The following is a 22,008-nucleotide window of genomic DNA, read 5'->3' as shown; positions in this document are numbered from 1 at the left end:
CGTAATCCGCAGGTGCATGTCCTGTCTTCACTGACAGCTACCTGCCAGTTGTGATTAGTATCGCTGAAAACAGGATGGAGTGACTATATAGGGTCGAATGTACCAGTTTGTTCTGACTGCTTTTGGCTTCCCGATTGCAGACAATTTCCATTACGAAAGAGAATTCTATTTATTTTTAGCGCCATATCTTCAGGGCTATATTAGCAATATCTAAAAGCTCATCTTTTGTCGCGCCACTAGTTGCTTGCACTGACATACCTTGGTGTAAGGTGGCTAGATATTTTGCCAAGCTTTTAGGATTAGCATCGCTAGATAAATCGCCATCAACGATAGCTTTCGTGAAGCGATCTTCCAATTTTTTTTCATACGACTTTCTGAAATTGATTAGAATATCTCGAACTAGTTCAGCACTCTCGCCACTCGAAAGCGCTCCTTGAACGATCATGCAACCTTTGGGGTGTTGTGGGTCAGTAAGAAATTCAGCAGCTCTTAGCAAAAAACTTTCAGCGACTTTGCGTGCAGTTGGTTCCTTAAGAACATCATTCACAAAAGCCACTGGTCCAGAAGCATATCTCATTAATGCTTTATAAAATAACTCTTCTTTATTCCCGAAAGCAGCATACAAGCTGGGTTTGCTAACGCCGATTGTTTCAGTCAATTCAGCTATTGATGCTCCCTCATAGCCTCTTGCCCAAAAAATTTTCAATGCCATGTCCAGAGCTTCATCCATATCAAAAACTCTTGGACGACCTCGCGACTTTTTAACCTCGTTGGTCATTTCAAATCCTGCTAATTTAATAATGTACCAATTGTTACAGAAATATATTGACAAAGCAAGAGTCGTTAGATTATATTTATGTACCGATTGGTAATTAAATATCAATTTTCAGTAAGTTTATTAGCAATACATACTTAAATTAGAAGGAGTAGTAAATGAATAAAATCTTAAAATCGCTATTGTTAATTGCCGCAACATTTTCTGTAATTGAGCCTAGTGCTGCATTTGCAGAAGATAAATTAGAAACAACCCCTACCAAATACATAGAAGCCAATGGCGTTAAATTCTCATATCGGACTTTGGGACCAAAGTCAGGAACTCCACTGGTATTCTTGCAACACTTTACTGGCACGATGGATTCTTGGGATCCAGCTGTCGTGAATGATTTCGCTAAAACCCGACCGGTTGTTGTATTTAACAATAGAGGCATCGGTGCAACTAACGGTGTAGTTGCAGATAACATTGAACAAATGACAACGGATGCCTATGCATTTATTGGGGCACTAGGTTACAAACAAGTTGATTTACTAGGATTTTCTATGGGTGGTTTTATTGCTCAAGAATTAGCTGTACAACATCCTGAATTAATACATAAAGTTATTCTGGCAGGAACTACTTATCAAGGCGGCGGCAACAATTTGATGAAGGTGCTTGGTGAAGCATTTTCAAGAACAAATGCACCTGATCCACGCGATTATCTATTTTTCAGTCAAACAGATGCAGGCAAAAAAGCAGGTGGTGAGTTCTTGTCTAGAGCATATGCAAGAACAAAAGATCGTGACCCTGAGAGCGGTAAGGCAATTGCTGATGCACATGGTAAAGCATTGATTGTATTTACCAGTACACCAGACCCTGAATTTAAAACATTGAAAGCAATCAACCAGCCTGTATTAGTCGTCACTGGTAGCAATGACACGATGTTAAACACTGAAGGCTCAATCACTATGTACAAGCAACTTAAAAATGCTCAACTGGTGCTTTATCCTGACTCTAATCACGGTTCAATTTTTCAGTACCACGATAGTTTTGTGAATAGTGCTAACTATTTCTTAAACCATTAACCCTCAGATGGCCGCACTTTTTAACTGAGTGTGGCCAGTGCTTTTAATTACTTCAATTTGGTATCGATATAACAAATGAAACTAGCAGAATTTTCCATAGAAACAGAAAAATTAGCGCCTAGTGCATGGCGAGTATTTGCAATCGCTAGTATCGCGATTTTTATGGCGTCACTCGATAGCACTATTCTTTATGCGGGATTTAATAATATTCTGCAGAGTTTTCCTAATTCCAAAGCCAGTGATTTATCTTGGGCGATGAGTGGGTATTCCATTGTTTATGCCGCCATGATGATTCCTGCAGGCGGCATAGCGGATAAATATGGAAGAAAAAAAATGTTTATGCTGGGTACCTTACTATTTATTTCAGCATCATTTGCATGCGGCGTATCACCTAGTGTTTTTTGGTTAATCGTAGCAAGGGTGTTTCAATCTATAGGCGCTTGCTTACTCTCACCTGCAGCATTAGCGTTGGTACTTGAGGCATTTCCCAAAGAAAAACGCATGATAGCAATGGGCGCGTGGGGTGCGGTGGGTGCGCTGGCGGCAGCTTTAGGCCCTGGCATTGGCTCATACATTATCGATGTAGGCGGCTGGGAGTGGGCGTTTTTCATTAACATCCCGATTGGACTGTTTTGCATTTGGCAAAGTGCAACAATACTGCATGAATCGGTGCAACCCAGAGACAAAATGCGCTTGGATTTACTGGGGATGTTGCAGCTAATCCTTGGGGTTGGGGCAATTGCTTACGGAATTGTCGAAATGAAGTCAGCAGATTGGAGTCAAGCGGAACTCGTCGGAATAATCGTGCTGGGGCTTGTCATTATTTTAAGTTACATCCCTTGGGCTAAATATAACCCTGAGCCATTGTTTGACTTAGGACTGTTTAAAAACAAAACTTTTCTGTTTTCAAATTTAGCTGGGATTGCTTTTGGCATTGCATTTTCTATCATGTTTTTCTCATTCTTTTTTTGGATGAAAAATATATGGCACTTCAGTCAGTCCTTAGCTGGTGCCGCGATCATGCCAGGACCATTGGTCGTTGTACCAACCGCGATATTATCCGGAAAAATCGCTTCAAAAATTGGTCATCGCCCCTTATTAATCACCGGTGCAATTACTTATGCCTTAAGTGGACTATGGTTTTTGTTAGTCCCTGATGCAAGCCCAAATTACGCAAGAGATTGGTTACCGGGTTTGCTATTAAGTGGCATGTCAGTTGGCCTGGTAATGCCATCACTATCCGCTGCGGCAGTTTTTGGCTTACCGCCAAAAGACTATGCTGTTGGCTCTGCAATCAACCAAGCGATGCGACAAATTGGTACGGTCATCGGCGTTTCAATTACGGTTCTTTTTTTAGCAAAATCGCAGCTTCAAATAGCAGATTTTAAACCAACATATTTAATCCATATTGCATTAGCTTTAATGACGGCCATATTGTGCATTCCTATTAACACGCATCCAAAACAATCAGCAAAGACTAAATCTTAAAGGGTAATTATATGAAAAGAATTGTCGTGACTGGAATGGGAATTGTAAGCCCACTAGGGACAGGTGTTGAATTAGCTTGGAAACACCTACTTGCAGGAAAATCTGGCATTACTAATCTTCCAGACTCATTAGCCGCAGGTAGTCCTGTGACCATTGCCGGTTGGGTAAAACCTAGCGAAGTAGATCCAGTATTTGGTATAAATCTATTGCAACATATTTCCCCTAAAGAACTTCGAAGAATAGATAGATTTATTCAATTTGCATTAATAGCCGCTGAAGAGGCTATCTCTCAAGCTGGATGGCGTCCTCAAAATGAAACTGAAAGTGAACGAACTGCTACAATTATCGCCTCTGGGATAGGTGGGTTTCCCTCCATTGCCAATGCTGTTCGTAAAGTCGAACTAGAAGGCATTGATAGGCTGTCACCTTTTACCATCCCTTCATTCTTAGTTAACCTAGCAGCCGGTCAAGTAGCACTTAAACACCAATTTAAAGGACCATTAGGTGCGCCTGTAACAGCCTGTGCAGCTGGAGTACAAGCAATTGGCGATGCTGCCCGATTAATTCATTCAAATGAAGCTGATATAGTCATTTGTGGCGGCGCAGAGGCTTGTATCGATAAAGTGAGTCTTGGAGGATTCGCAGCTGCTAAGGCTCTGAGTACCAATTATGCAGATAACCCAGAGTTAGCCTCAAGACCTTTTGATATTGGTCGTGACGGCTTTGTAATGGGTGAAGGCGCTGGCATTTTGGTCATCGAATCTTATGAACATGCAATGGCGAGAGGTACGACTCCATTGGCGGAGTTGGTTGGCTATGGGACAACATCGGATGCCTACCACATTACGTCAAGTCCTGAAGATGGCTCAGGGGCAGCGAGAGCGATGTCGATAGCGCTAAATCAAGCAGGGATAAATCCTGATGCGATTGACCATATCAATGCGCACGCAACCTCTACGCCAGTTGGTGATGCAGGAGAGCTGGCGGCAATCAAACGCGTTTTTGGAAATAATAATCTCCAGCCGGCCATCAGTGCAACTAAATCTTCAACGGGACATTTATTAGGGGCTGCAGGAGGTCTTGAAGCCATCTTCACGATTAAAGCTGTTCAAGAGCAATGTTGCCCTCCTACTATCAATTTAGTGCAAGTAGATGAACGTTCAAATGGACTCATGATTGTGGGGAAACAACCACTACATCGAAAAATTGAATATGCGTTATCTAACGGGTTCGGTTTTGGAGGGGTCAATGCCTCGGTAATTTTCAAGAGATATAAGAATTGAAGTTATCGGTTGTAAGTTAGTTGTTTGTTGAACACAGCAGTTGAGCTGTCTGAGACACGACTAAATAAGCTGCAATAATAGATGCTAACTACACTTTTAGTGCTTCAGGAGTAATGTCTACTATGGGTCGTGAGCAACAACTCTAACCGTCGTCTATAAAGAAATCTAATTTTTTGGTCTTGATGAAAAGTTGACTTAAAAGGGATGGATGGTCAGTAGCCATGAGAGTTACTGGTCAATTTGAATGAGAATAATTGGTCAGCTGGATGAGGGTAGGCATGACTTAGAATGACAGAATTTCATTTGTCCTGACGGAGCAAATGCAAATCAAACGGATTGAGTTCTTAGATATTATCAAAATTGAATCTACTGAAATGGCCGAAAATGCTAATGCGCTTGGTGATGAAACTGGAATTTCTTAAGTAATCTTTAATTTGTGTAAGTGCTAAGTCGGAACTAATCGTCAGATTAGCTGTAATATAAAGAACCTAATCTGTCATTACTTGCCAATTCAAATTGCCATACAATAAATGCCCATGAACACTTACCCTCTGCCACTATTTCCTCTGAGTTTGGTTATTTGTCCTGGGGGATTGTTACCCCTCAGAATATTCGAAGTCAGGTATCTTGATATGGTACGAAACTGTCTCAGAAATAAATCATCTTTTGCTGTTGTCACGGTCATGCCAGAAGGTGAAGCTGATCCGCAGGGTAACTTTCCATTTGCAAATATAGGGACATTGGTTGATATTGTGGATGCTGATGTTACGACCGTTGGGCTGATGATGATTCGTTGTGTCGGGCAGCGCAGAGTGAGAGTTGACTCTTATACGCAACAAAAAGATGGTTTGTTGATTGGTGAAGTCAACGACATTCCCAATGATCTTGAGTTGCCTATTCCTGAAGATTTACAAATGACTAGTATCTGACTTCAGCGACTACTGGAATCTTTGCCAGAACAAAATATCCCCACTGAGAATTTGCCTGTTATTGAGCCGTACAAATTAGAAGGTGCCTCATGGGTTGCTAATCGATGGGTTGAGTTGTTGGATTTGCCATTACTGCAGAAACAGCGCCTGATGCAACTGGATAGTCCCATTCTCAGGTTGGAGTTAATCCATGATATTTTGGATGCTGGCTCACGCAAGCTAGCTTAGAGTTATCTGCATGGACAAGATTAACATCGAGAATAGTTTCCATCTCGAATTCATTGCTTACTTCTCTATGCATCTAGAAAACCTGTGTTGCGAAATGACCAATTGTAACAATACCAAGCAGCGGGATCGCTACATGCAACTCATCGCTTATATCCAAGAAGCCTCATTTGAGTCGGCCTATGAAAAGTACAAGCAAATCTCTTTAGCTGATACAGACATTGAGAGCTTCACTGAGTCAATGATAAAGATGGCTCAGCGACTGGCCAGAATTGATATGGGTTTGCCTTTAGTCATTGAAGATTGAAAGGACAGTGCTTAGGCTTTATTTAGCCTTGCTGCACCACTTGAAACTTGTCAAATTATATGAAGATTTCTACAGTATTAGGAGTGTCGCTCAGCTACTGTTTTTTGCAGCACCAATAAAACCCTGCACTTTCAAACCTATGTTCGTTCCCACACAGAAATTCTTCTCAAGTTGGTTTATCTTTGCAATTAACATTTAAAACAAATTGAAAGTGAATTATGAACATACTTTTTTTATCGTATAAAGAGCAGTTAGTCACATTGAAGAATACTTACTTTGAGGCATTAGCATCCTATAATGAATGCTACACCGAGGAAGCTCTATCAAAGGTTTGCTCTTCAGAGGATGCCTATATGTCATTTATTGAATGCACAGTTGCCAGTAACTTCTGAGATTATGTTTACGATAAGCCTAATCAAAATCAAACATATTAAATGTTTAAAAGAGAAGAAATGATAAGACCTAAGTTATCTGTACTTGATCTTTCTCCGATTTGCGAGGGGAGTGATGCGTCTCAATCTTTTAAGCACACTCTCGATCTTGCTCAGCATGCTGAAAAGTGGGGATATCATCGTTACTGGTTGGCGGAGCACCATGGGATGCCAGGGATTGCAAGCGCGGCCACATCTATTCTGATTGGGCATGTCGCCGCAGGTACAACAACAATTAGAGTGGGTGCTGGTGGAATCATGCTGCCAAATCACTCGCCTTTAGTGATAGCTGAACAATTCGGTACTTTAGAGTCTTTGTTTTCAAAACGAATCAATCTAGGTATTGGACGTGCACCCGGATCAGATCAGATTACAGCGGCTGCATTACGGCGAAATCTTGACTCAGCTTCAGATACTTTCCCCGATGATGTAATGGAATTGTTGGATTACTTTTCCTCAAAACCAAAGGGGCCAGTAGAAGCCGTTCCTGGAACTGGATTAAATGTCCCAATATGGATTCTTGGCTCCAGTTTGTTCGGCGCACAGCTAGCAGCAAGCTTAGGCTTACCCTATGCATTTGCCTCGCATTTCGCGCCTACCTATATGATGCAGGCACTTGAAATATATAGAAGTACGTTTAGACCCTCGCAATATTTGGATAACCCCTATGTAATGTTAGGATTCAATGTCTTTGCGGCAGATACAGATGAAGAAGCACACTTTTTAGCTTCATCAATGCAACAGGCATTTATTAACCTGCGAAGTGGAAATCCATCCAAGTTACCGCCTCCAATTTCTAATTTTTGGGATCAACTCGGCGGTGCAGAGCGAGCTATGCTTAATCAAATTCTATCGTGTTCAGCTATAGGTAATGCCCAAAAGGTCTCGAATGAAATCTTAACTTTTATCGACAAAACAGAAGCTGATGAAATAATGATCACCTCCCAGATTTTCGATCATGAAGCACGACTTGAATCATATAAAATCACCGCAAATACTTACGCCAGATTGCTCAAGACGGACTCAATAGTTAGCTAGCTTAGCCCCTACAATTCAAACATAAGTGCCCACTTAGAGTAGAGAGTGAAGATTTCAAATGTCCGCTAAAGCCGGTGAAGTCCATAAACTGATTTACACCAACCAACCTCTGCAGACCTATAGTGAAATGCTACCGAAGTGCCAACTCGCCTACTTTTTTAGCTAGCTGCATTAGCTCTTGCCCATTCTCAAGCTCATCGATGAAACGCTTTGGAATACCTGACAATCCAACTTGAGCCCCTACAAGAGCACCAGTGAGCATGGCACGAGACATATTCTGTCCTCCACCATTTAGGGCATGCAGGACTGCAGACTCAAAGTCATCAGAAAAACGTGCAGCAAGATAATAGGCGGCAGGAAGTTGGTGGTATATGGCACAAGGCATGCCATATACTAAAGACACTTTCCATGCGGGCTCAATTTTAATGCCTTCATCAATCGCAGCGAGCGCCGCATAATGCGGAGTAAGCAGTGCATCGGGAGAGGAGAACCGTCCGGCGCGAGGTGGATCTGGGTCGCCAGGACGCGGACCTTCGAAATTTCTTTTTGTGACGGCATGAAATGGCAATTCCCCCTTGTGCACTAACTTCATAAGCGTGTCTGAAATTGAAGGGCTAAGCTTTTCGCCGTTAACCAGCTGTGATAGAACGCAGTTGTATGCAGTGGTCATGGCGACTATTGCTTCGTCGCATTGTGTAAGGATGCAATTGGACGAAACGGACTGAGCTAACTTCAGCGGATGTTTCGCGTAAAGCGCCGCCAGCACGATGGTACGTTCAGCCGCCTCCGTTGTATCAGCATGGCCACCAGTTTCAGACCATGGCTTGTTCTGTTCGACTCTTCGCCGATAGGTTTCGCGTATCGACTGGTTGGTGTACCCGCCAGGCCCAAAGGCAGGGGTTCCGTTGAGTTGAGGGAACAACTCCTGATCCATGCGGCGGGTAAAGTCATCTTCTTGATAGTCTTCTTGCTCCACCACGGAACGTAATAACATGACAAAGATCAGGCCAGCCTGTGAAAGCTGTCCAGCAGACATTCCTCCATGGTATCGATCTGGCTTGGGGGTGGTATAGCCCGTGATCCAAGGACCGTAATCTCGGTGCAGATCGTCAAGGTCATAATACCAGTGGCATCCTAAGCCAAGAGCGTCGCCGATAAGAGCGCCCATAATGGCACCTGCCGCTCGATCTTGAATCATGGCAATCTCCTTTAAAAGGAATTAAATACAAATATAAATCGTACTCTCATCATTTTCCCAGCGGGAACTATTTTCAGTTGACAATCTGTATATGTAACATCGTTATCATAATTAACGTGGTCCTTGAGTTTCGATACTTTCAAGTTTTGGAAGTGCTCTCTGTTCAATTGAAGTCAAAGTAAAAGATAAGCGCCAGCAAAAAATGATAAGTACAACCACTATAAGTATAGCGCCGGAGAGTCGACGCCAAGTCCAATGCGTTGGTGGTGTATATGCTGCAAGTAATAGCAGACCGCCAACTATGGTAATTGCATCAAAACTAGCTCGTTGCCAATAGCTACCTCCCAAATGCAGCCACATGCCGAATTCATCAAATGTTAGCGCTAATCCAATCCCATAAGCAATCGCAATTGCACCTAACCACTTTTTGGTTGGTGAAGTAAACAAAAGCACTGCCCCAACAATAGAAAGCAGAAAAATACCATAGTTCATATGATGTACATGTGTACCACCAATATGAAGAAACAAGTCTGGAATGTCTCGAGTCATAATAAGGAGAACGATGATTCGTGCACATGCAAAGGTGACCACAAAACTGGTAAGTACAAGTCTTTGAATGTGCTTAGATGAGTTAAGGTATTTCTTGAGCATAATTTAAATACTTGAATGCCAGATTAACGAAATCTCATGCGGCATTTCAACTTCACCCAATTTAATGTTTACCTATTAAGGGTATTCTAGAATACAAAATACGACAACTAATATAAAACTCATTAAGAATAATTTATTATCTGTGAGTTTAAGGAAAACCTATCGGTGGACTAATTGGTAAGTTTATTACCAATGTCTCCTTAGGGTCTTAAGCACCGATTATTGGCGCCTGCTATAGAGACATCCAGTTAATGCGGTCACTTTGAAATAAGTGCAAACTATTGATCCCTGTTTTCTAGGGGTCGTAATTGAAACTTCAAATTTACATCCTCATGAACCATGGAACAAAGCTAAGTTAATTGTTAAAAAGCACCACCTAAACAAAAAGAAATATGGGCAATTCGAGTGCGCTTAATCAACCAAAATTAACTCTGAGCAAGCAATCATCAACTTTAAAAAAATTTAATTTCGTTTATCAATATATAAGGCTTGATCAGCCAAACCCATTAAAGTATCGACAGTCTGCGTGTCATCTGAATAGGTAGCAATACCAATTGAAATACCAATGCTGACTTGATGGCCGGTAGTCAAAGTAATGGGTTTTGTGACCGTATCAACAATGCGTTTAGCAAGTGATTCAGTCAAGCCTTTATTATCTTCACGCATAAATATACCAAATTCGTCACCACCTAATCGCGCAGGTAGATCTTCAGTTCTAACCTGTTTCGATATTAGATGAGCTACCTCCACCAGCACTTCATCGCCAGCAGAGTGTCCATAAGTATCATTTATTATCTTAAAGTTATCTAGATCCATGTAGAACACTGTAAATGACTTGCCTGTGACACGAAAGTGAGCGATTTCCGAGTTCAGAGTACGCTCAAATCGAGCTCTGTTAGCTAAGCCAGTCAGATGGTCTGTCATCGCTAGATTTTCTAACAAAATTGCTCTGTAACGGCTTTCCAAAGCTGTTATAACCAACTTTGATAAATCCTTTAACATTAAGCCTTGAGTCTCACTCAAGGTCCGAGGGCTTGTATCGACTACTGCTATCGTACCTAAAGCGTATCCTTGCGGATCAATAAGTGCAGCACCTGCATAAAAGCGTAAGTAGGGTGCTTGAGTAACGAGTGGGTTATCTTTAAAGCGAGCATCCAACCGAAGATCTTCAACAATAAGTAGCTCTTGTGGGCTTAATACAGCATATGCGCAAAATGCAATTTTCCTATCAAGTTGCGGTACTCCAAGACCAAGTTCAGATTTGAACCAAAGTCTATCAGCATCCATCAGTCCAATGACAGCCGCTGGCATATTGAGTGCATTAGCTGCTAATCGCGTTAACGTATCAAAATCAATTTCTGGTTGCGAGTCGAGAATGTCATAAGCGCGTAGTGCGCGAAGTCGATCTGCTTCATTCGGAGGTGTCGGGCATTGTTTGATTTGTGTTGCCATAATGTCCTTGAAAATGTAATTTTAAAAAGCGTTAATTACTGGAGATCAATAATGCAAGGCATTGAGGCGAATTAGCCCCAAGACTTCGGGTCAACAGTTCCTTCTGCTTTAAAAGCAGGTTTGCAGAAAAGATAACCTTGAAAAAGACTGATGCCAAAGTTTAATAAAACGTCTCTTTCATTGGCAGTTTCCACGCCTTCGGCAAGTACTATGACATTCAGCTCTTCACACATACGTGTAACGGCTTTAATAATTGTTTGACGCGACTTACTTGTGTCAACATCGCGAATCAGATCCATATCAATTTTGATAATGTCAGGTTGAAAATTAGCCAATAGGTTTAAGCCAGCGTAACCAGCACCAAAATCATCAAGAGCAGTTTTAAATCCTAGTTTTTTATACTCTGAAACAATGTTTAAGAGATGCTTAGTGTCTTGAACTATTTCTTGTTCGGTAAATTCAAAAATAATGTTACTTGCTAGAAAATTGTATTTTTTTGCAGCTTCTAAAGTCGTGCTGATACATAGTTCAGGTCTATATACTGCGTTAGGCATAAAGTTAATGGATAACATTCCTTTAAGATTCAGTTCCGCAGCGGTCTTAACCGCCTTAACTCTGCATGCCTGATCAAAACGGTATGTATTATCGTTATTAACTTTACTTAAAATAGTATGGGCACCTTCTCCATTTGGTCCTCTGATTAAAGCCTCATGTGCGAATATGGTTTTTGTACTCATGTCGACTATTGGCTGAAAAGCATATTCAAAGTCGAAATCCAATTCAGTACTGTTTTTGCAACCTACACATGGCAGTGATCCTGTTTTAGATCTATTATGAATGACTGGGGTAGATAAATTACTCATAGAGCATGACCTTAAATAAAGATAACAACATTAACCAAACACCAAGTTAAGTATATGTCTAAAGATTAGGTTTTAAATCGGTAACGAGAGGCAATAAGTTAGCTTAATTCTGATGACTCACCCTTTTAATAATTTGAGGGAAACTCACGGAATTATTAGAAGCATACCAACAAACTGTATATTAAAAGCGATTAGCTACCCTAGCTTGAAGTTGGGCTAATCAGTTTAAAGCTATCTAAAGAATAGTATATAGAGCATCAGTCCAAAATATAACAATGCAAAAATTGCCACTATCCAAAACACTTTGAGCATATTGGTATTAATCTCAGATAATTTGGAATGGGTTGCCTCAAGTAGACGGACTAATGGTTCATTGCTTTGCATAGAAACTCCTTAAGCTAATCGCTCTTCTGATTTTTTCTTCATAAACTCTGCGTAAATGTTTCTGTTACGCATGCATTCACTACTATTTTTGTCATAGCAAATTTCGTGCAACTTACAAAAACAAACATGCGCTACCATCTCTTCTAAAGTAAGCGCTTCTTGATAGCCTTCTTCATTTACCATGATTAACCTTATTATGAAATTTAGTGACAAGTGTTATGAGTACACAAACGCAATAATGTTCTATTGTTTTTAGAATTATGCGTTTGAAAATAAAGAATGTGTAGAGATGATGACATGCAAAAACTAATATGTGGGCTTCACCCACTTAAGGTCGTAAGCTCCATTTTCCACTGTCTGCCTAGTAGAAATCTCACTACTAAGGTGTGTCAGTGACTGTTATAGATTACTTTCTGCGGAAAGTAACTTGTACTTTATAAATCAGTTAAGAGCTTTAAATTGTTTGTTTTAGCTATAAATGTAAACAATGTAGTGAGTAGTTAACAACTCTTTTAAAATTTAAAAAAATAAATTATTGAGAGATGTCAGAATTAAAGTTTGTCATAACTCATAGAAGTTGATGAGCGATGACGCTTAACGTATCTATTTGAGCAACTCAAACTGGTGATTACCAACTCGATAAATTAAATGAATACTCATATTAATAGCCTTAATATGAGTATTAACCTGCAATTGTTAACTTATTAATTGGTTGATGCCGTTACCAGCTGCTTATGATGACCACCATAAAAGACGTGAGTTTGTTGTATTTCTTTTAAATCCATTAATTGATTAATGGATAAAAACTGCCTTGAAGCTGTCAATAAATTCAGCTGCATTATTTTTGAGTTTGAGGTAAATATATATACTTCTTGTTCAAAAATTACAGCATGCTTCAAAAAAGGCACATGATATGCGCGTCTTCTTTTTGACCGTCTGTCTAGAACTGTAAAGCATTCATTCTCAATGCTGACTTGTAAGAGCACCCATCTTGCTTCACTATCGTTAGCTGTCATTTTATACTCTCCAGTATTAACTGTAAGATAACAACACAAGACTACCATATAATTACTTGTTTGTGGGAAATTATCACACGCTAAATTGAGGGCTATTGAGTTGCTATGCAACTTTTATTAATGCTTCGCAAAAGTTAACAACTATAATTTGTTTAGTACATGAGGTTTTTTTTAAAGCTATAAACTCCCTGCAGCTGCAACGTATTCTTGAGATAACAAAATTAATTTAGATTTTAGGTTTCTAGATACTAATTCAAACCTACCATTTAACAGTTCTGTAGCTTTTGTATGCTGCCCATCTTGATATAAGCGCACAATCTCCGAAGAGATACCATGAAAGTTTTTATGTAAACTGCGAACTCCTACAAAAGCTGGCAATGCTGAAAACCTATGAGGGTTAACCTGAATCAACTGGCCAAAGTGGCATAAGTTATCTTTTTTAAGATGGTCAGGATCAAGGTTTATTTTTATTCTTAATTCGTTTGCTAGCATCTCATTTAAGATGTTTTTCCAAACAGCATGCGTGTTAATGATTTGCAGAAAATTTACAGTGGGTATATTAGAAGTCATTTCTAGAAACTTATTTTTTTTAATGTCTACTGAGCATGTAACTCACACTCTTGCAGTAAATATATATGAAATTTATGTCTAGTACTAAGGTTAGCTCGTTGAAATTACATAACTTAACAGTTGCGACTTAATGAGAGAAGCATTGATTGCAAAGCCTAATTAACTGAGTAACTCTTACCTCTACTCAGAGGTAAGAGTTACTCAAACATTATGGAAATGTCTTAATTAATTTTAATTGAGGCGATGGAGCGAGAGACAGCGAGATATGATCCCAGCCAGCCAATGAAACTGGCGAAGCCGATGATGCCGATAAAAAGCTGACCATTGAATAAAGGTAAGCTGAAGTCGCTGCTGTACAAGCTGGATAGTTGTTGCACAGATAGATTAAACACTTTCACCGCTAACATCAGCATGAAGATTGCCAATAGCCCGCCAAATAATCCGTAAAGAATGCCAGCATATAAAAATGGAATGCGAATAAAGCTATTGGTTGCACCTATCAGTTTGCTTACTATCACTTCATCTTTTTGTGTGAGTATTTGCATGCGTATGGTGTTGCCGATAATGACTAGCAAAGCGACAGCAAGTAGGGCGGTTACAAATAATATAATCTTTTTGCCTAGTGTTAATAGTGCAGATAAGCGCTTTGCCCAATCAGTATTCAGCAATACGTGTTCAACCCCAGGAATGCTTTGAAGCGCTTGTTTGAGAGTTTCTAGAGCTTCAGGCTCTGTAGATTTAGCTTGAATGAAGAATGCATCTGGTAATGGATTCTTTTCTAGATCGGCAATTTTACTGTCTGTTTCATTGTCAGCTTCGGTTTTATTCTTAAGTGCCTGCCATGCATTTTCTTTGGAGACAAGATGAAAGCTTTTAATCGAATCATTCTTTGCTAAAACCTCGCCGATTTCTGTCACGGCATCTTTATCTGCATCAAGCTTTAGAAAAAGGCTAATCTCTGTTTCATCTTGCATGTGATTAGTAAATTTGGATAAATGATCTACACCCAAATAAAATAGTCCTGGCACACACAGTGCAACAGCAATCACAAGGCTAATCATGAATGTCGATAATGTATTATTTTGCATACGACCAAGCACCAATTTAATGGTTTGTATGTGCTGGTTAATCCAGTTATTCATGATGAACTCCATCAAGCCCAGATTGAGTATGCGTAAGTTGGCCTTGATTAAGATGTAGCACGCGATTTTGTGTAGTGCTCATGCCTAAAGCGTCGTGCGTTGCAACAATAACAGTCACGCCAACCTGATGAAACGCATGAAAAATCGCCATAATGTCTGCCGCGTAACTCGCATCTAAATTACCCGTTGGTTCATCTGCTATCAAAATAGAAGGGCGACTCACCACTGCACGTGCAATCGCTAAGCGCTGCTGCTCGCCACCTGATAGCGTAATTGGCATGGCTTTTTCTTTATGTAATAGACCAACTTTATCTAAAGCAGCACGCACACGCTTTGCAGCTTCATTACCTGTGATGCCGTTGATGTGCAAAGGCAGAATCACATTTTCGAAGCAATTGCGGTCATATAGCAATTTATGATCTTGAAAAATCAAACCAAACTTGCGGCGCATAAATGGAATTGCGGATGGTTTAAGTTTGCTGATATTTTGGTTAGCGATAAGCACAGTGCCGCTAGTAGGGCGCTCAATTGCCGCGATGAGTTTAAGTAAGGTGCTTTTACCTGCGCCAGAATGCCCCGTCACAAATGCCAGTTCACCCGCTTCAATCGTAAAGCTGGCGTTTTTTAAAGCTTCATTGCTACCGGGGTAGCGTTTGGTGACTTGGTCGAATTTAATCATTGAAGAGATTATATCGTTAAATGGTGAATGAAATTATTAATCAATCATTGCATCAATAAAATCCGCAGCAATAAACGGTCGTAAATCGTCTATGCCTTCGCCGATGCCAATGTAACGAATTGGGATAGGGCGTGCTTCAGCAATCGCCGCAATGACGCCGCCTTTAGCGGTACCATCTAGCTTACTAAGAACCAAGCCTGTAACACCTAGTGCGTCGTCGAAGGTTTTTACTTGCGTCACGGCATTTTGGCCAGTGTTAGCGTCTAGCACCAATAACACTTCGTGAGGTGCACCAGGCAGGGCTTTATCCATCACGCGTTTAACTTTGGCAATTTCATCCATTAAGTGCATTTGCGTAGGCAAGCGGCCTGCAGTGTCTGCTAGTACGATGTCGATATTCTTAGCTTTTGCTGAGTTGATGGCATCAAACATCACGGCAGCCGCGTCACCACTGGTTTGCGAAACGACATGTACGTTATTGCGTTCTCCCCAAATTTGCAGTTGTTCGCGTGCGGCAGCTCTAAATGTATCACCTGCGGCAATGAGTACAGACTTACCTTCTGCTTGAAATGCATGCGCAAGCTTGCCAATTGACGTAGTTTTACCTGCGCCATTCACCCCTGCTAGCATAATCACAAAGGGCTTTTGGCCGCTGGTATCGAGCGGCTTTTGTAGTGGCGTAAGTAAGTCAGACATAGCTTCTTTTAGCGCGGCTTTAAGCTGAACTGTATCATCTAGACTTTGCACTTTTACGCGGTTTTTAATGTCGGCAAGCAGGTTTTTAGTAGCATTCACGCCTACATCTGAAGTGATTAAAATAGTTTCTAGCTCTTCATAAACTTCTGCGTCGATTTTGCCGCCACCAAACAAACTGGCAAGTTGATTGCCGAGCTGTTTACGTGTTTTGCTGAGGCTTTGTTTTAGGCGCTCACTCCAGCTTTGTGCGGCTACTTGCGCTTCGGTGAGTGCAGTATCTACTTGCTCAGTAGTTTCTTCGTGCTCAGGCTGAAATGGTTTTTTTTTGAAAAAATCGAACATAGCTACTCAATATTTTGGCGGATTTGATAAGTGCTATTTTAACTTAATTTTCGGCTCGTGCCGTGAAGTTGCTTTTAATCCTTGGTTGGTGATTGTTACTTAGGGCGACTTTCAGTAAGTTCGAAGATGCCCATGCCAATTAACATTGCAATTAGAAATACAACACCTTTGATACTTCCTGTACCGAGCAATACAAATGCGGGCGCAGGGCATATACCAGCTAAACCCCAACCAATCCCGAATATGAGAGCGCCAATTACTAAGCGCTTATCAATCAATCGCGAAGTAGGAATATTCATAGGTAAGTCTAAAAAGCTGTTTGTACGTTTACCTGCAATTTTAAACGCTACGAAGCCAACGGCTATTGCCCCGCCCATAACAAGCGCTAAAGAAGGATCCCATAGTGGAGTAATGTCTAAAAAAGCTAATACCTTGGCGGGGTTCGCCATACCCGCTAGAATAAGTCCAAAGCCAAATATAAGGCCAGAAAACAATGCAGTAATAACACTTAAATGCTTCTTCATTTTTACAATCAACCCAGTAAGTGACGCGCAATAAATACGGTTAAGAACCCAGTGCCCATAAAGGCAAGAGTGGCGACAATGGAGCGAGGCGATAAGCGAGAGATTCCGCATACGCCATGGCCGCTGGTGCAGCCTGAACCGAGGCGGGCGCCAAAGCCGACAATTAAGCCAGCAGCGACTAATAAGCCATAATTTGCATCAATTGTGATTTCAGGTAATTTACCGAATAGAAGCCAAATAATAGGCGCAATAATTAATCCAAAAGTAAAAGCAATACGCCAAGCTACGTCGCCTTTAACAGGCTTAAATAATCTGCCGATAATGCCAGTGATGCCAGCAATGCGGCCATTTAATAATATTAAAAGCGCTACGGAAATGCCGATTAGTCCACCACCAGCAAGTGCAGACCAAGGCGTAAAGTGATTCCAGTCGATTGTCATAAGTATTCATTAACGTTAAATGAAAAGAAGCCACACACCTTATGCGCGCGGCTTTGTTGCGTAAATTATAACTTAAACTAAAGCTGCCAGCCGTAAGCAATGCCGAGTGAGTCTTGATACATTTTTAGGTTGGCTTCACCGCCGCCAAAGCCTTGGAGAGAGCCGTTTCCATGGACCTTTTCTTCAAATGCGTGAATGTATGAGAGTGAAACTTCAGATTTATTGGCAAGTACCCAAGTCCCACCTAGTGTGAAATGATCTTGAATGACGCCAGGAGCAAGGATGTTGAACAAAGTATCCGTTTGGCGAATGGGTTGCGTTGAATGATTGTAGCCTGCTCTAAGCGTGAGTGCATCGCTATAGGCATAGCTGGCACCTAGTTTAGTCGCAGTCACGTCACGCCATCCAAACCCCGCGCCATTATCAGAACCTAGGCCATTTCCAAGGTTTGATAAAGAAGCATTACCAACAGAAGCCACATCACTATAATTGATACGCTCTACATCAGCAGCTAGTGTGAGTTGTTGTGTTGCTTTGACTGCAATACCAACACCATAGGTTGAAGGAATGTCAAAATCCCCTTGCTCAGCAAACAGGCCTTTATATTTGTCAAACTTGCTCATGTAGGTACGGCTTTGATAGCTTGCACCCAAACTAACCACATCATTGATTTGACCAATCCAGCCTAAATGCAGACCGGCGCCGTAGGAGTTGTCGTGACCATTGTTAGTTAGATTGCTTGGGGATGTGCTTGCTGGGGCAAAGCCTTGCAGCCCCTTCGCTTCAAACCGTTGATAAGCTAGGTTTAGAGAGGCGCCTACGGTTTGAGTTGGCGTAAGTTTCCAAGCGACAGTAGGCGCTACAAATACCTGTATTAAATCAACCCCCGCGCTACCAGTACTGCCAAATAAAGGAATGCCATTTTTATAATCGGTATTCATTCCACCATTACCATAAACACTCACGCCCAAAGTTAAATTAGAGTTGATTTGACGGTTGTAGCCGAATTCTGGAATGATAAAATTTTCAGTATCGTTCGCGTCATAGGTGCCATCAAAAAACTTTGAGCCGCCAGCAGTGTTAACCAGTTCAGATTCACGTTGCGGCCTAAACCAAGTTACGCCGAAGTCAACACGGTCACCAATTAAACCCATACCAGCAGGATTTGCAGCTGCTGCTAGTGCATCTTGCGGCAATGCAATGCCTACACCACCCATCCCTTGAGATTTAACGCCATAACCATGTGTAAAGTAGCCATCAGTGGCGTTGGCCTCGGCTGATGCTGCAATAATAATGAGAGGTAGGAATTTTAGTGTAAGTTTCATTGCTTGCCTTTGTTGCTACAGTTGGTTGTGTGCAGGTCACTTTATCCACTAATTTAAATAAGCGAAAATACTTTATTTGGATAAGCATATAATTATTTGGAATAATATAAATTGCATTTTAGCTTGGTATTTTTCTGTGATGAACTAACGCGCAACTGTTCATGTCACACAGCTGGTTTAGAATGATGGCGACTTTAAAACCTTAGCCAAGCTATAATCAGATAAGATTTATTTAGAAGACAGTCATTAACAAGAATTTGGAGAAGTACAAGGTGCGTATCAAAAGCTTATTAATTTTAATGTTAGCAATGCCAATTACCGTTTTTGCAGAAAGTTCAATACAGGAGTTCAAACTTGATAATGGTTTAAAACTTGTAGTGCAAGAAGACCATCGCTCGCCAGTGGTGGTTTCGCAGGTGTGGTATCGCGCTGGCAGTATGGATGAAGTGAATGGTAAAACTGGCGTAGCGCACGTGCTCGAACACATGATGTTTAAGGGCACTAAAAAAGTGAAAGCAGGTCAGTTTTCACGCTTAATCGCAGCAGCAGGCGGTAAGGAGAATGCCTTTACTGGTGCTGATTACACTTGTTACTTTCAGCAACTTGAAAAGTCACAATTACCACTGTCTTTTGAGTTAGAAGCTGACCGCATGGCGAACCTACAGCTGACTAAAGTAGAGTTTGATAAAGAAATTAAAGTGGTGATGGAAGAGCGTCGTTGGCGCACCGATGATAAGCCGCAAGCCATGGTGAATGAGGCTTTTCAGGGCACGGTTTATCGCGCACACCCATACGCACGACCGGTTGTTGGTTTTATGAACGATCTAGAAAATATGACTTATGAAGATGCGCGTGAGTGGTATCACAACTGGTATGCGCCTAATAATGCCACGCTAGTGGTGGTTGGTGATGTAAAAGCAGGTGATGTTTACAAGCTTGCTCAACAGTATTTTGGTAAATTAACGCCAAAAGTATTGCCTGCACGTAAGCCACAAGTCGAGCCGCCACAAATTGGCGAGCGTCGCATTATAGTTAAGGCGCCAGCTAAACAGCCATATATTCTCATGGGTTACCATGTACCTGCATTGAATAACCCAGAGTCAGACTGGGAGCCGTATGCGCTAGAAGTATTAGCTGGCGTGTTAAGTGGCAATCCCGCTGCGAGACTTAATCAAAGCTTAGTGCGAGATACACAGCTGGCTGTCGATGTAAGTGCTGGCTATGACCTTTTGGAACGCGGACGTTTGAGCTTATTTGAATTAGACGGCACGCCAAGCGAAGGCAAAACCGTGAATGAAGTAGAGGCGGCTTTGCTGCAACAAATAGAAAAAATCAAAACATCTGGTGTGACCACTGAAGAGCTTGATCGCGTTAAAGCTGGTGTGATTGCCTCAGACGTTTATCAACGCGACTCGATGTTTTACCAAGCCATGCAGATAGGTACGGTAGAGACGATTGGCTTCTCTTGGAAGATTTTAGATGGCTACCAAGCAAAGTTACGCGCGGTGACGTCAGAGCAAGTGCAAGCGGTCGCTAAGAAATATCTAGTTAAAGATAATTTAACCATTGCGACTTTAGATCCGCAGCCGATAGATCCGAATGCGAAGCCGCAAGGCAAGCCCCATGTACATTGAGCGTCAATTGAAAATAGCGTCGCAATACGTTGTTGCACAACACCTCGTGTATAAAACATACACGTCGGCATTGAGCGCCTAGTCTTGCTTAGCCATTTTCAATTGACTGAGTTAAGTTAATTTTAAAGTTCGTCATTCCCGCATTGGCGGAAATCCAGTTAAGGTAATAAAATGAAAATAATTCAAATTTTAACAATTGTAGTGAGTAGCTTAGTTGCACTTAACAGTAACGCTGCAGTCAAAATCCAGCAATGGCAAACCAGCACTGGTTCTGAGGTTTATTTTGTAGAAAATCATGATCTGCCGATTGTCGATTTAAGCGTCAATTTTGCTGCAGGCAGCGCGCATGATACCGCTGAGAAATCAGGCGTGGCAGGCATTACTAAATACATGATGACATTGGGTGCAGATGGCATGACTGATGAAGTCATTGCTAATAAAATGGCGGATATTGGCGCTATTCTGAGCGGAGATTTTGATGCTGATCGTGCTGGGTTCAAATTACGAACTTTAAGCAGCGCACGTGAACAAACGCTCGCGTTAGATGTGTTTATAAAAGTTCTACAGAAACCTGACTTTCCGGAAGCGGTGTTGGCGCGTGAAAAAGCACGAATTATTTCTGGCTTGCAAGAAGCTGAAACGCAGCCCGAAAGTATTTCAAACAAGGCTTTTATGAAAGCGATGTATGGGTCGCATCCGTATAGCTTGGATGAAAGTGGTGAAGTCGATACCGTTGCTAAAATTAAACGTGAAGATCTACAAAACTTTTACAGTCAATATTATGGCGCAAAGGGTGCAGTGATTGCCATGATTGGCGACTTAACACGCGAGCAAGCAAATAAAATTGCAGAAAATATATCGAGTGGCATGCCTAAGTCTGTGGCGATTGCGCCGATTCCACCTGTGGCTTATCCAACTAAAGCGATAGAGCAACGTATTGTGCATCCGGCATCACAATCGCATATTTTATTAGGTTACCCAGGCATTAAACGTGGCGATCCAGATTTATTTCCTTTGTATGTGGGTAATTACATTTTGGGTGGCGGTGGTTTTGTGTCACGCTTAACTGAAGAGGTGCGTGAAAAACGTGGTTTGGTGTACAGCGTGTACAGCTACTTCATGCCGATGGCAGAGCTAGGCCCATTCCAAATTGGCTTGCAAACCAAAAAAGACCAGGCAGACGATGCGCTGAAATTAGTGCGTGAAACTTTAGATAAATTTCTTAAAGATGGCGTTACGGAATCTGAGTTAAAAGCCGCAAAAGCCAACATCATTGGCGGCTTTCCTATGCGTATTGATAGTAATGGCAAGATTTTGGACTATCTAGCCGTGATTGGTTTTTACAAACTGCCACTTAGCTACCTAGATGACTACAACGCAAAAGTAGCCAGTGTCACTACCGCGCAAATTAAAGAAGCGTTTAACCGCAGATTGAAAGCCGAGAATTTTGTCACAATTATTGTCGGTGATGCGGCAAAGTAGGCTTTTGAAGTAGCTACATAAATTTGCCAAGGTCTTTAGTAGTAAAATGCTGGTTTATATTTAGTAAACC

The 22,008-nt window shown here is 41.4% G+C and carries 24 protein-coding genes; 10 read left to right on the top strand and 14 right to left on the bottom strand.

All coding sequences use genetic code 11. The features are described from left to right. Positions 1–175: 175 nt before the first annotated feature. On the bottom strand, positions 176–778 hold the full coding sequence (locus M301_RS10440) for a TetR/AcrR family transcriptional regulator (protein WP_013148746.1): 603 nt from the start codon (positions 776–778) through the stop codon (positions 176–178). Between the two features lie 155 nt (positions 779–933). Here M301_RS10440 and M301_RS10435 point away from each other — a divergent pair, with 155 nt between their 5' ends. The 8 genes from M301_RS10435 to M301_RS10410 all read left to right on the top strand — a co-directional run bounded on the left by M301_RS10435 (position 934) and on the right by M301_RS10410 (position 7,540). Beyond that, positions 934–1,839, top strand: coding sequence for an alpha/beta fold hydrolase (locus tag M301_RS10435; protein ID WP_013148745.1), 906 nt, complete (start codon positions 934–936; stop codon positions 1,837–1,839). Positions 1,840–1,914: 75 nt separating this feature from the next. Beyond that, entirely contained in the window at positions 1,915–3,327 is a 1,413-nt protein-coding gene (locus M301_RS10430; protein WP_013148744.1) for a DHA2 family efflux MFS transporter permease subunit, read from the top strand. An 11-nt stretch (positions 3,328–3,338) separates the two neighbouring features. Then, positions 3,339–4,610, top strand: coding sequence for a beta-ketoacyl-ACP synthase II (fabF, locus tag M301_RS10425; RefSeq protein WP_013148743.1), 1,272 nt, complete (start codon positions 3,339–3,341; stop codon positions 4,608–4,610). Between the two features lie 296 nt (positions 4,611–4,906). Further along, positions 4,907–5,032 (top strand): hypothetical protein, encoded by a 126-nt coding sequence (locus M301_RS14520; RefSeq protein ID WP_274377050.1) that lies wholly within the window; start codon positions 4,907–4,909, stop codon positions 5,030–5,032. A gap of 108 nt (positions 5,033–5,140) precedes the next feature. Then, positions 5,141–5,539, top strand: coding sequence for an LON peptidase substrate-binding domain-containing protein (locus M301_RS14430; RefSeq protein ID WP_081439420.1), 399 nt, complete (start codon positions 5,141–5,143; stop codon positions 5,537–5,539). Positions 5,540–5,560: 21 nt separating this feature from the next. After that, positions 5,561–5,767, top strand: coding sequence for a hypothetical protein (locus M301_RS14270; protein WP_049769969.1), 207 nt, complete (start codon positions 5,561–5,563; stop codon positions 5,765–5,767). Positions 5,768–5,777: 10 nt separating this feature from the next. After that, positions 5,778–6,071, top strand: a complete 294-nt coding sequence (locus M301_RS10415) for a hypothetical protein (protein WP_041359456.1) — start codon at positions 5,778–5,780, stop codon at positions 6,069–6,071. Between the two features lie 434 nt (positions 6,072–6,505). Then, positions 6,506–7,540: an LLM class flavin-dependent oxidoreductase gene (locus M301_RS10410; RefSeq protein WP_041359454.1), complete on the top strand. Its 1,035-nt coding sequence runs from the start codon at positions 6,506–6,508 to the stop codon at positions 7,538–7,540. A 130-nt stretch (positions 7,541–7,670) separates the two neighbouring features. On the opposite strand, the gene M301_RS10405 is transcribed toward M301_RS10410, so the two are convergent. From M301_RS10405 to M301_RS10350, 13 genes are all read right to left on the bottom strand, one after another. Next, positions 7,671–8,738, bottom strand: a complete 1,068-nt coding sequence (locus M301_RS10405) for an ADP-ribosylglycohydrolase family protein (protein WP_013148740.1) — start codon at positions 8,736–8,738, stop codon at positions 7,671–7,673. Between the two features lie 111 nt (positions 8,739–8,849). Beyond that, positions 8,850–9,287 carry a hypothetical protein gene (locus M301_RS10400; RefSeq protein ID WP_238524633.1) on the bottom strand — a complete coding sequence of 146 codons (438 nt, stop codon included), beginning with the start codon at positions 9,285–9,287 and terminating at the stop codon, positions 8,850–8,852. A 564-nt stretch (positions 9,288–9,851) separates the two neighbouring features. After that, positions 9,852–10,841 carry a GGDEF domain-containing protein gene (locus M301_RS10395; protein ID WP_013148738.1) on the bottom strand — a complete coding sequence of 330 codons (990 nt, stop codon included), beginning with the start codon at positions 10,839–10,841 and terminating at the stop codon, positions 9,852–9,854. Positions 10,842–10,912: 71 nt separating this feature from the next. After that, complete coding sequence (locus M301_RS10390; RefSeq protein WP_013148737.1) at positions 10,913–11,704, bottom strand: EAL domain-containing protein; 792 nt, start codon at positions 11,702–11,704, stop codon at positions 10,913–10,915. Between the two features lie 393 nt (positions 11,705–12,097). Further along, entirely contained in the window at positions 12,098–12,271 is a 174-nt protein-coding gene (locus tag M301_RS14600; RefSeq protein ID WP_013148735.1) for a hypothetical protein, read from the bottom strand. 521 nt (positions 12,272–12,792) lie between these two features. Then, positions 12,793–13,104 carry a hypothetical protein gene (locus M301_RS10385; RefSeq protein WP_013148734.1) on the bottom strand — a complete coding sequence of 104 codons (312 nt, stop codon included), beginning with the start codon at positions 13,102–13,104 and terminating at the stop codon, positions 12,793–12,795. A 177-nt stretch (positions 13,105–13,281) separates the two neighbouring features. Then, positions 13,282–13,674 (bottom strand): CZB domain-containing protein, encoded by a 393-nt coding sequence (locus M301_RS10380; RefSeq protein WP_013148733.1) that lies wholly within the window; start codon positions 13,672–13,674, stop codon positions 13,282–13,284. A 221-nt stretch (positions 13,675–13,895) separates the two neighbouring features. Then, positions 13,896–14,816 (bottom strand): permease-like cell division protein FtsX, encoded by a 921-nt coding sequence (gene ftsX / locus M301_RS10375; protein ID WP_013148732.1) that lies wholly within the window; start codon positions 14,814–14,816, stop codon positions 13,896–13,898. Next, complete coding sequence (gene ftsE, locus M301_RS10370; RefSeq protein ID WP_013148731.1) at positions 14,809–15,495, bottom strand: cell division ATP-binding protein FtsE; 687 nt, start codon at positions 15,493–15,495, stop codon at positions 14,809–14,811. Before ftsE ends, ftsX begins: the two co-directional genes overlap by 8 nt. Before the next feature lie 36 nt (positions 15,496–15,531). Further along, positions 15,532–16,533, bottom strand: coding sequence for a signal recognition particle-docking protein FtsY (gene ftsY, locus M301_RS10365; protein ID WP_013148730.1), 1,002 nt, complete (start codon positions 16,531–16,533; stop codon positions 15,532–15,534). Positions 16,534–16,628: 95 nt separating this feature from the next. Beyond that, on the bottom strand, positions 16,629–17,057 hold the full coding sequence (locus M301_RS10360; protein ID WP_013148729.1) for a DUF6691 family protein: 429 nt from the start codon (positions 17,055–17,057) through the stop codon (positions 16,629–16,631). 8 nt (positions 17,058–17,065) lie between these two features. Then, positions 17,066–17,497 carry a YeeE/YedE family protein gene (locus M301_RS10355; protein ID WP_013148728.1) on the bottom strand — a complete coding sequence of 144 codons (432 nt, stop codon included), beginning with the start codon at positions 17,495–17,497 and terminating at the stop codon, positions 17,066–17,068. 77 nt (positions 17,498–17,574) lie between these two features. Then, complete coding sequence (locus M301_RS10350) at positions 17,575–18,822, bottom strand: OmpP1/FadL family transporter (RefSeq protein WP_013148727.1); 1,248 nt, start codon at positions 18,820–18,822, stop codon at positions 17,575–17,577. A gap of 308 nt (positions 18,823–19,130) precedes the next feature. Between M301_RS10350 and M301_RS10345 the strand changes: the two genes are divergently transcribed. Both M301_RS10345 and M301_RS10340 read left to right on the top strand, forming a co-directional pair. After that, the gene (locus M301_RS10345) at positions 19,131–20,456 is read left to right on the top strand and encodes a M16 family metallopeptidase (RefSeq protein WP_081439437.1); all 1,326 of its coding nucleotides are present in this window, start codon (positions 19,131–19,133) and stop codon (positions 20,454–20,456) included. A 171-nt stretch (positions 20,457–20,627) separates the two neighbouring features. Further along, entirely contained in the window at positions 20,628–21,938 is a 1,311-nt protein-coding gene (locus tag M301_RS10340; protein ID WP_013148725.1) for a M16 family metallopeptidase, read from the top strand. The last annotated feature ends 70 nt before the right edge of the window (positions 21,939–22,008 follow it).

Source organism: Methylotenera versatilis 301 (assembly GCF_000093025.1).
In the GTDB taxonomy this organism is placed as follows: Bacteria; Pseudomonadota; Gammaproteobacteria; order Burkholderiales; family Methylophilaceae; genus Methylotenera; species Methylotenera versatilis.
Note: the sequence above shows the minus strand (reverse complement) of the source record. Positions and strands in the feature narration are given on the sequence as shown.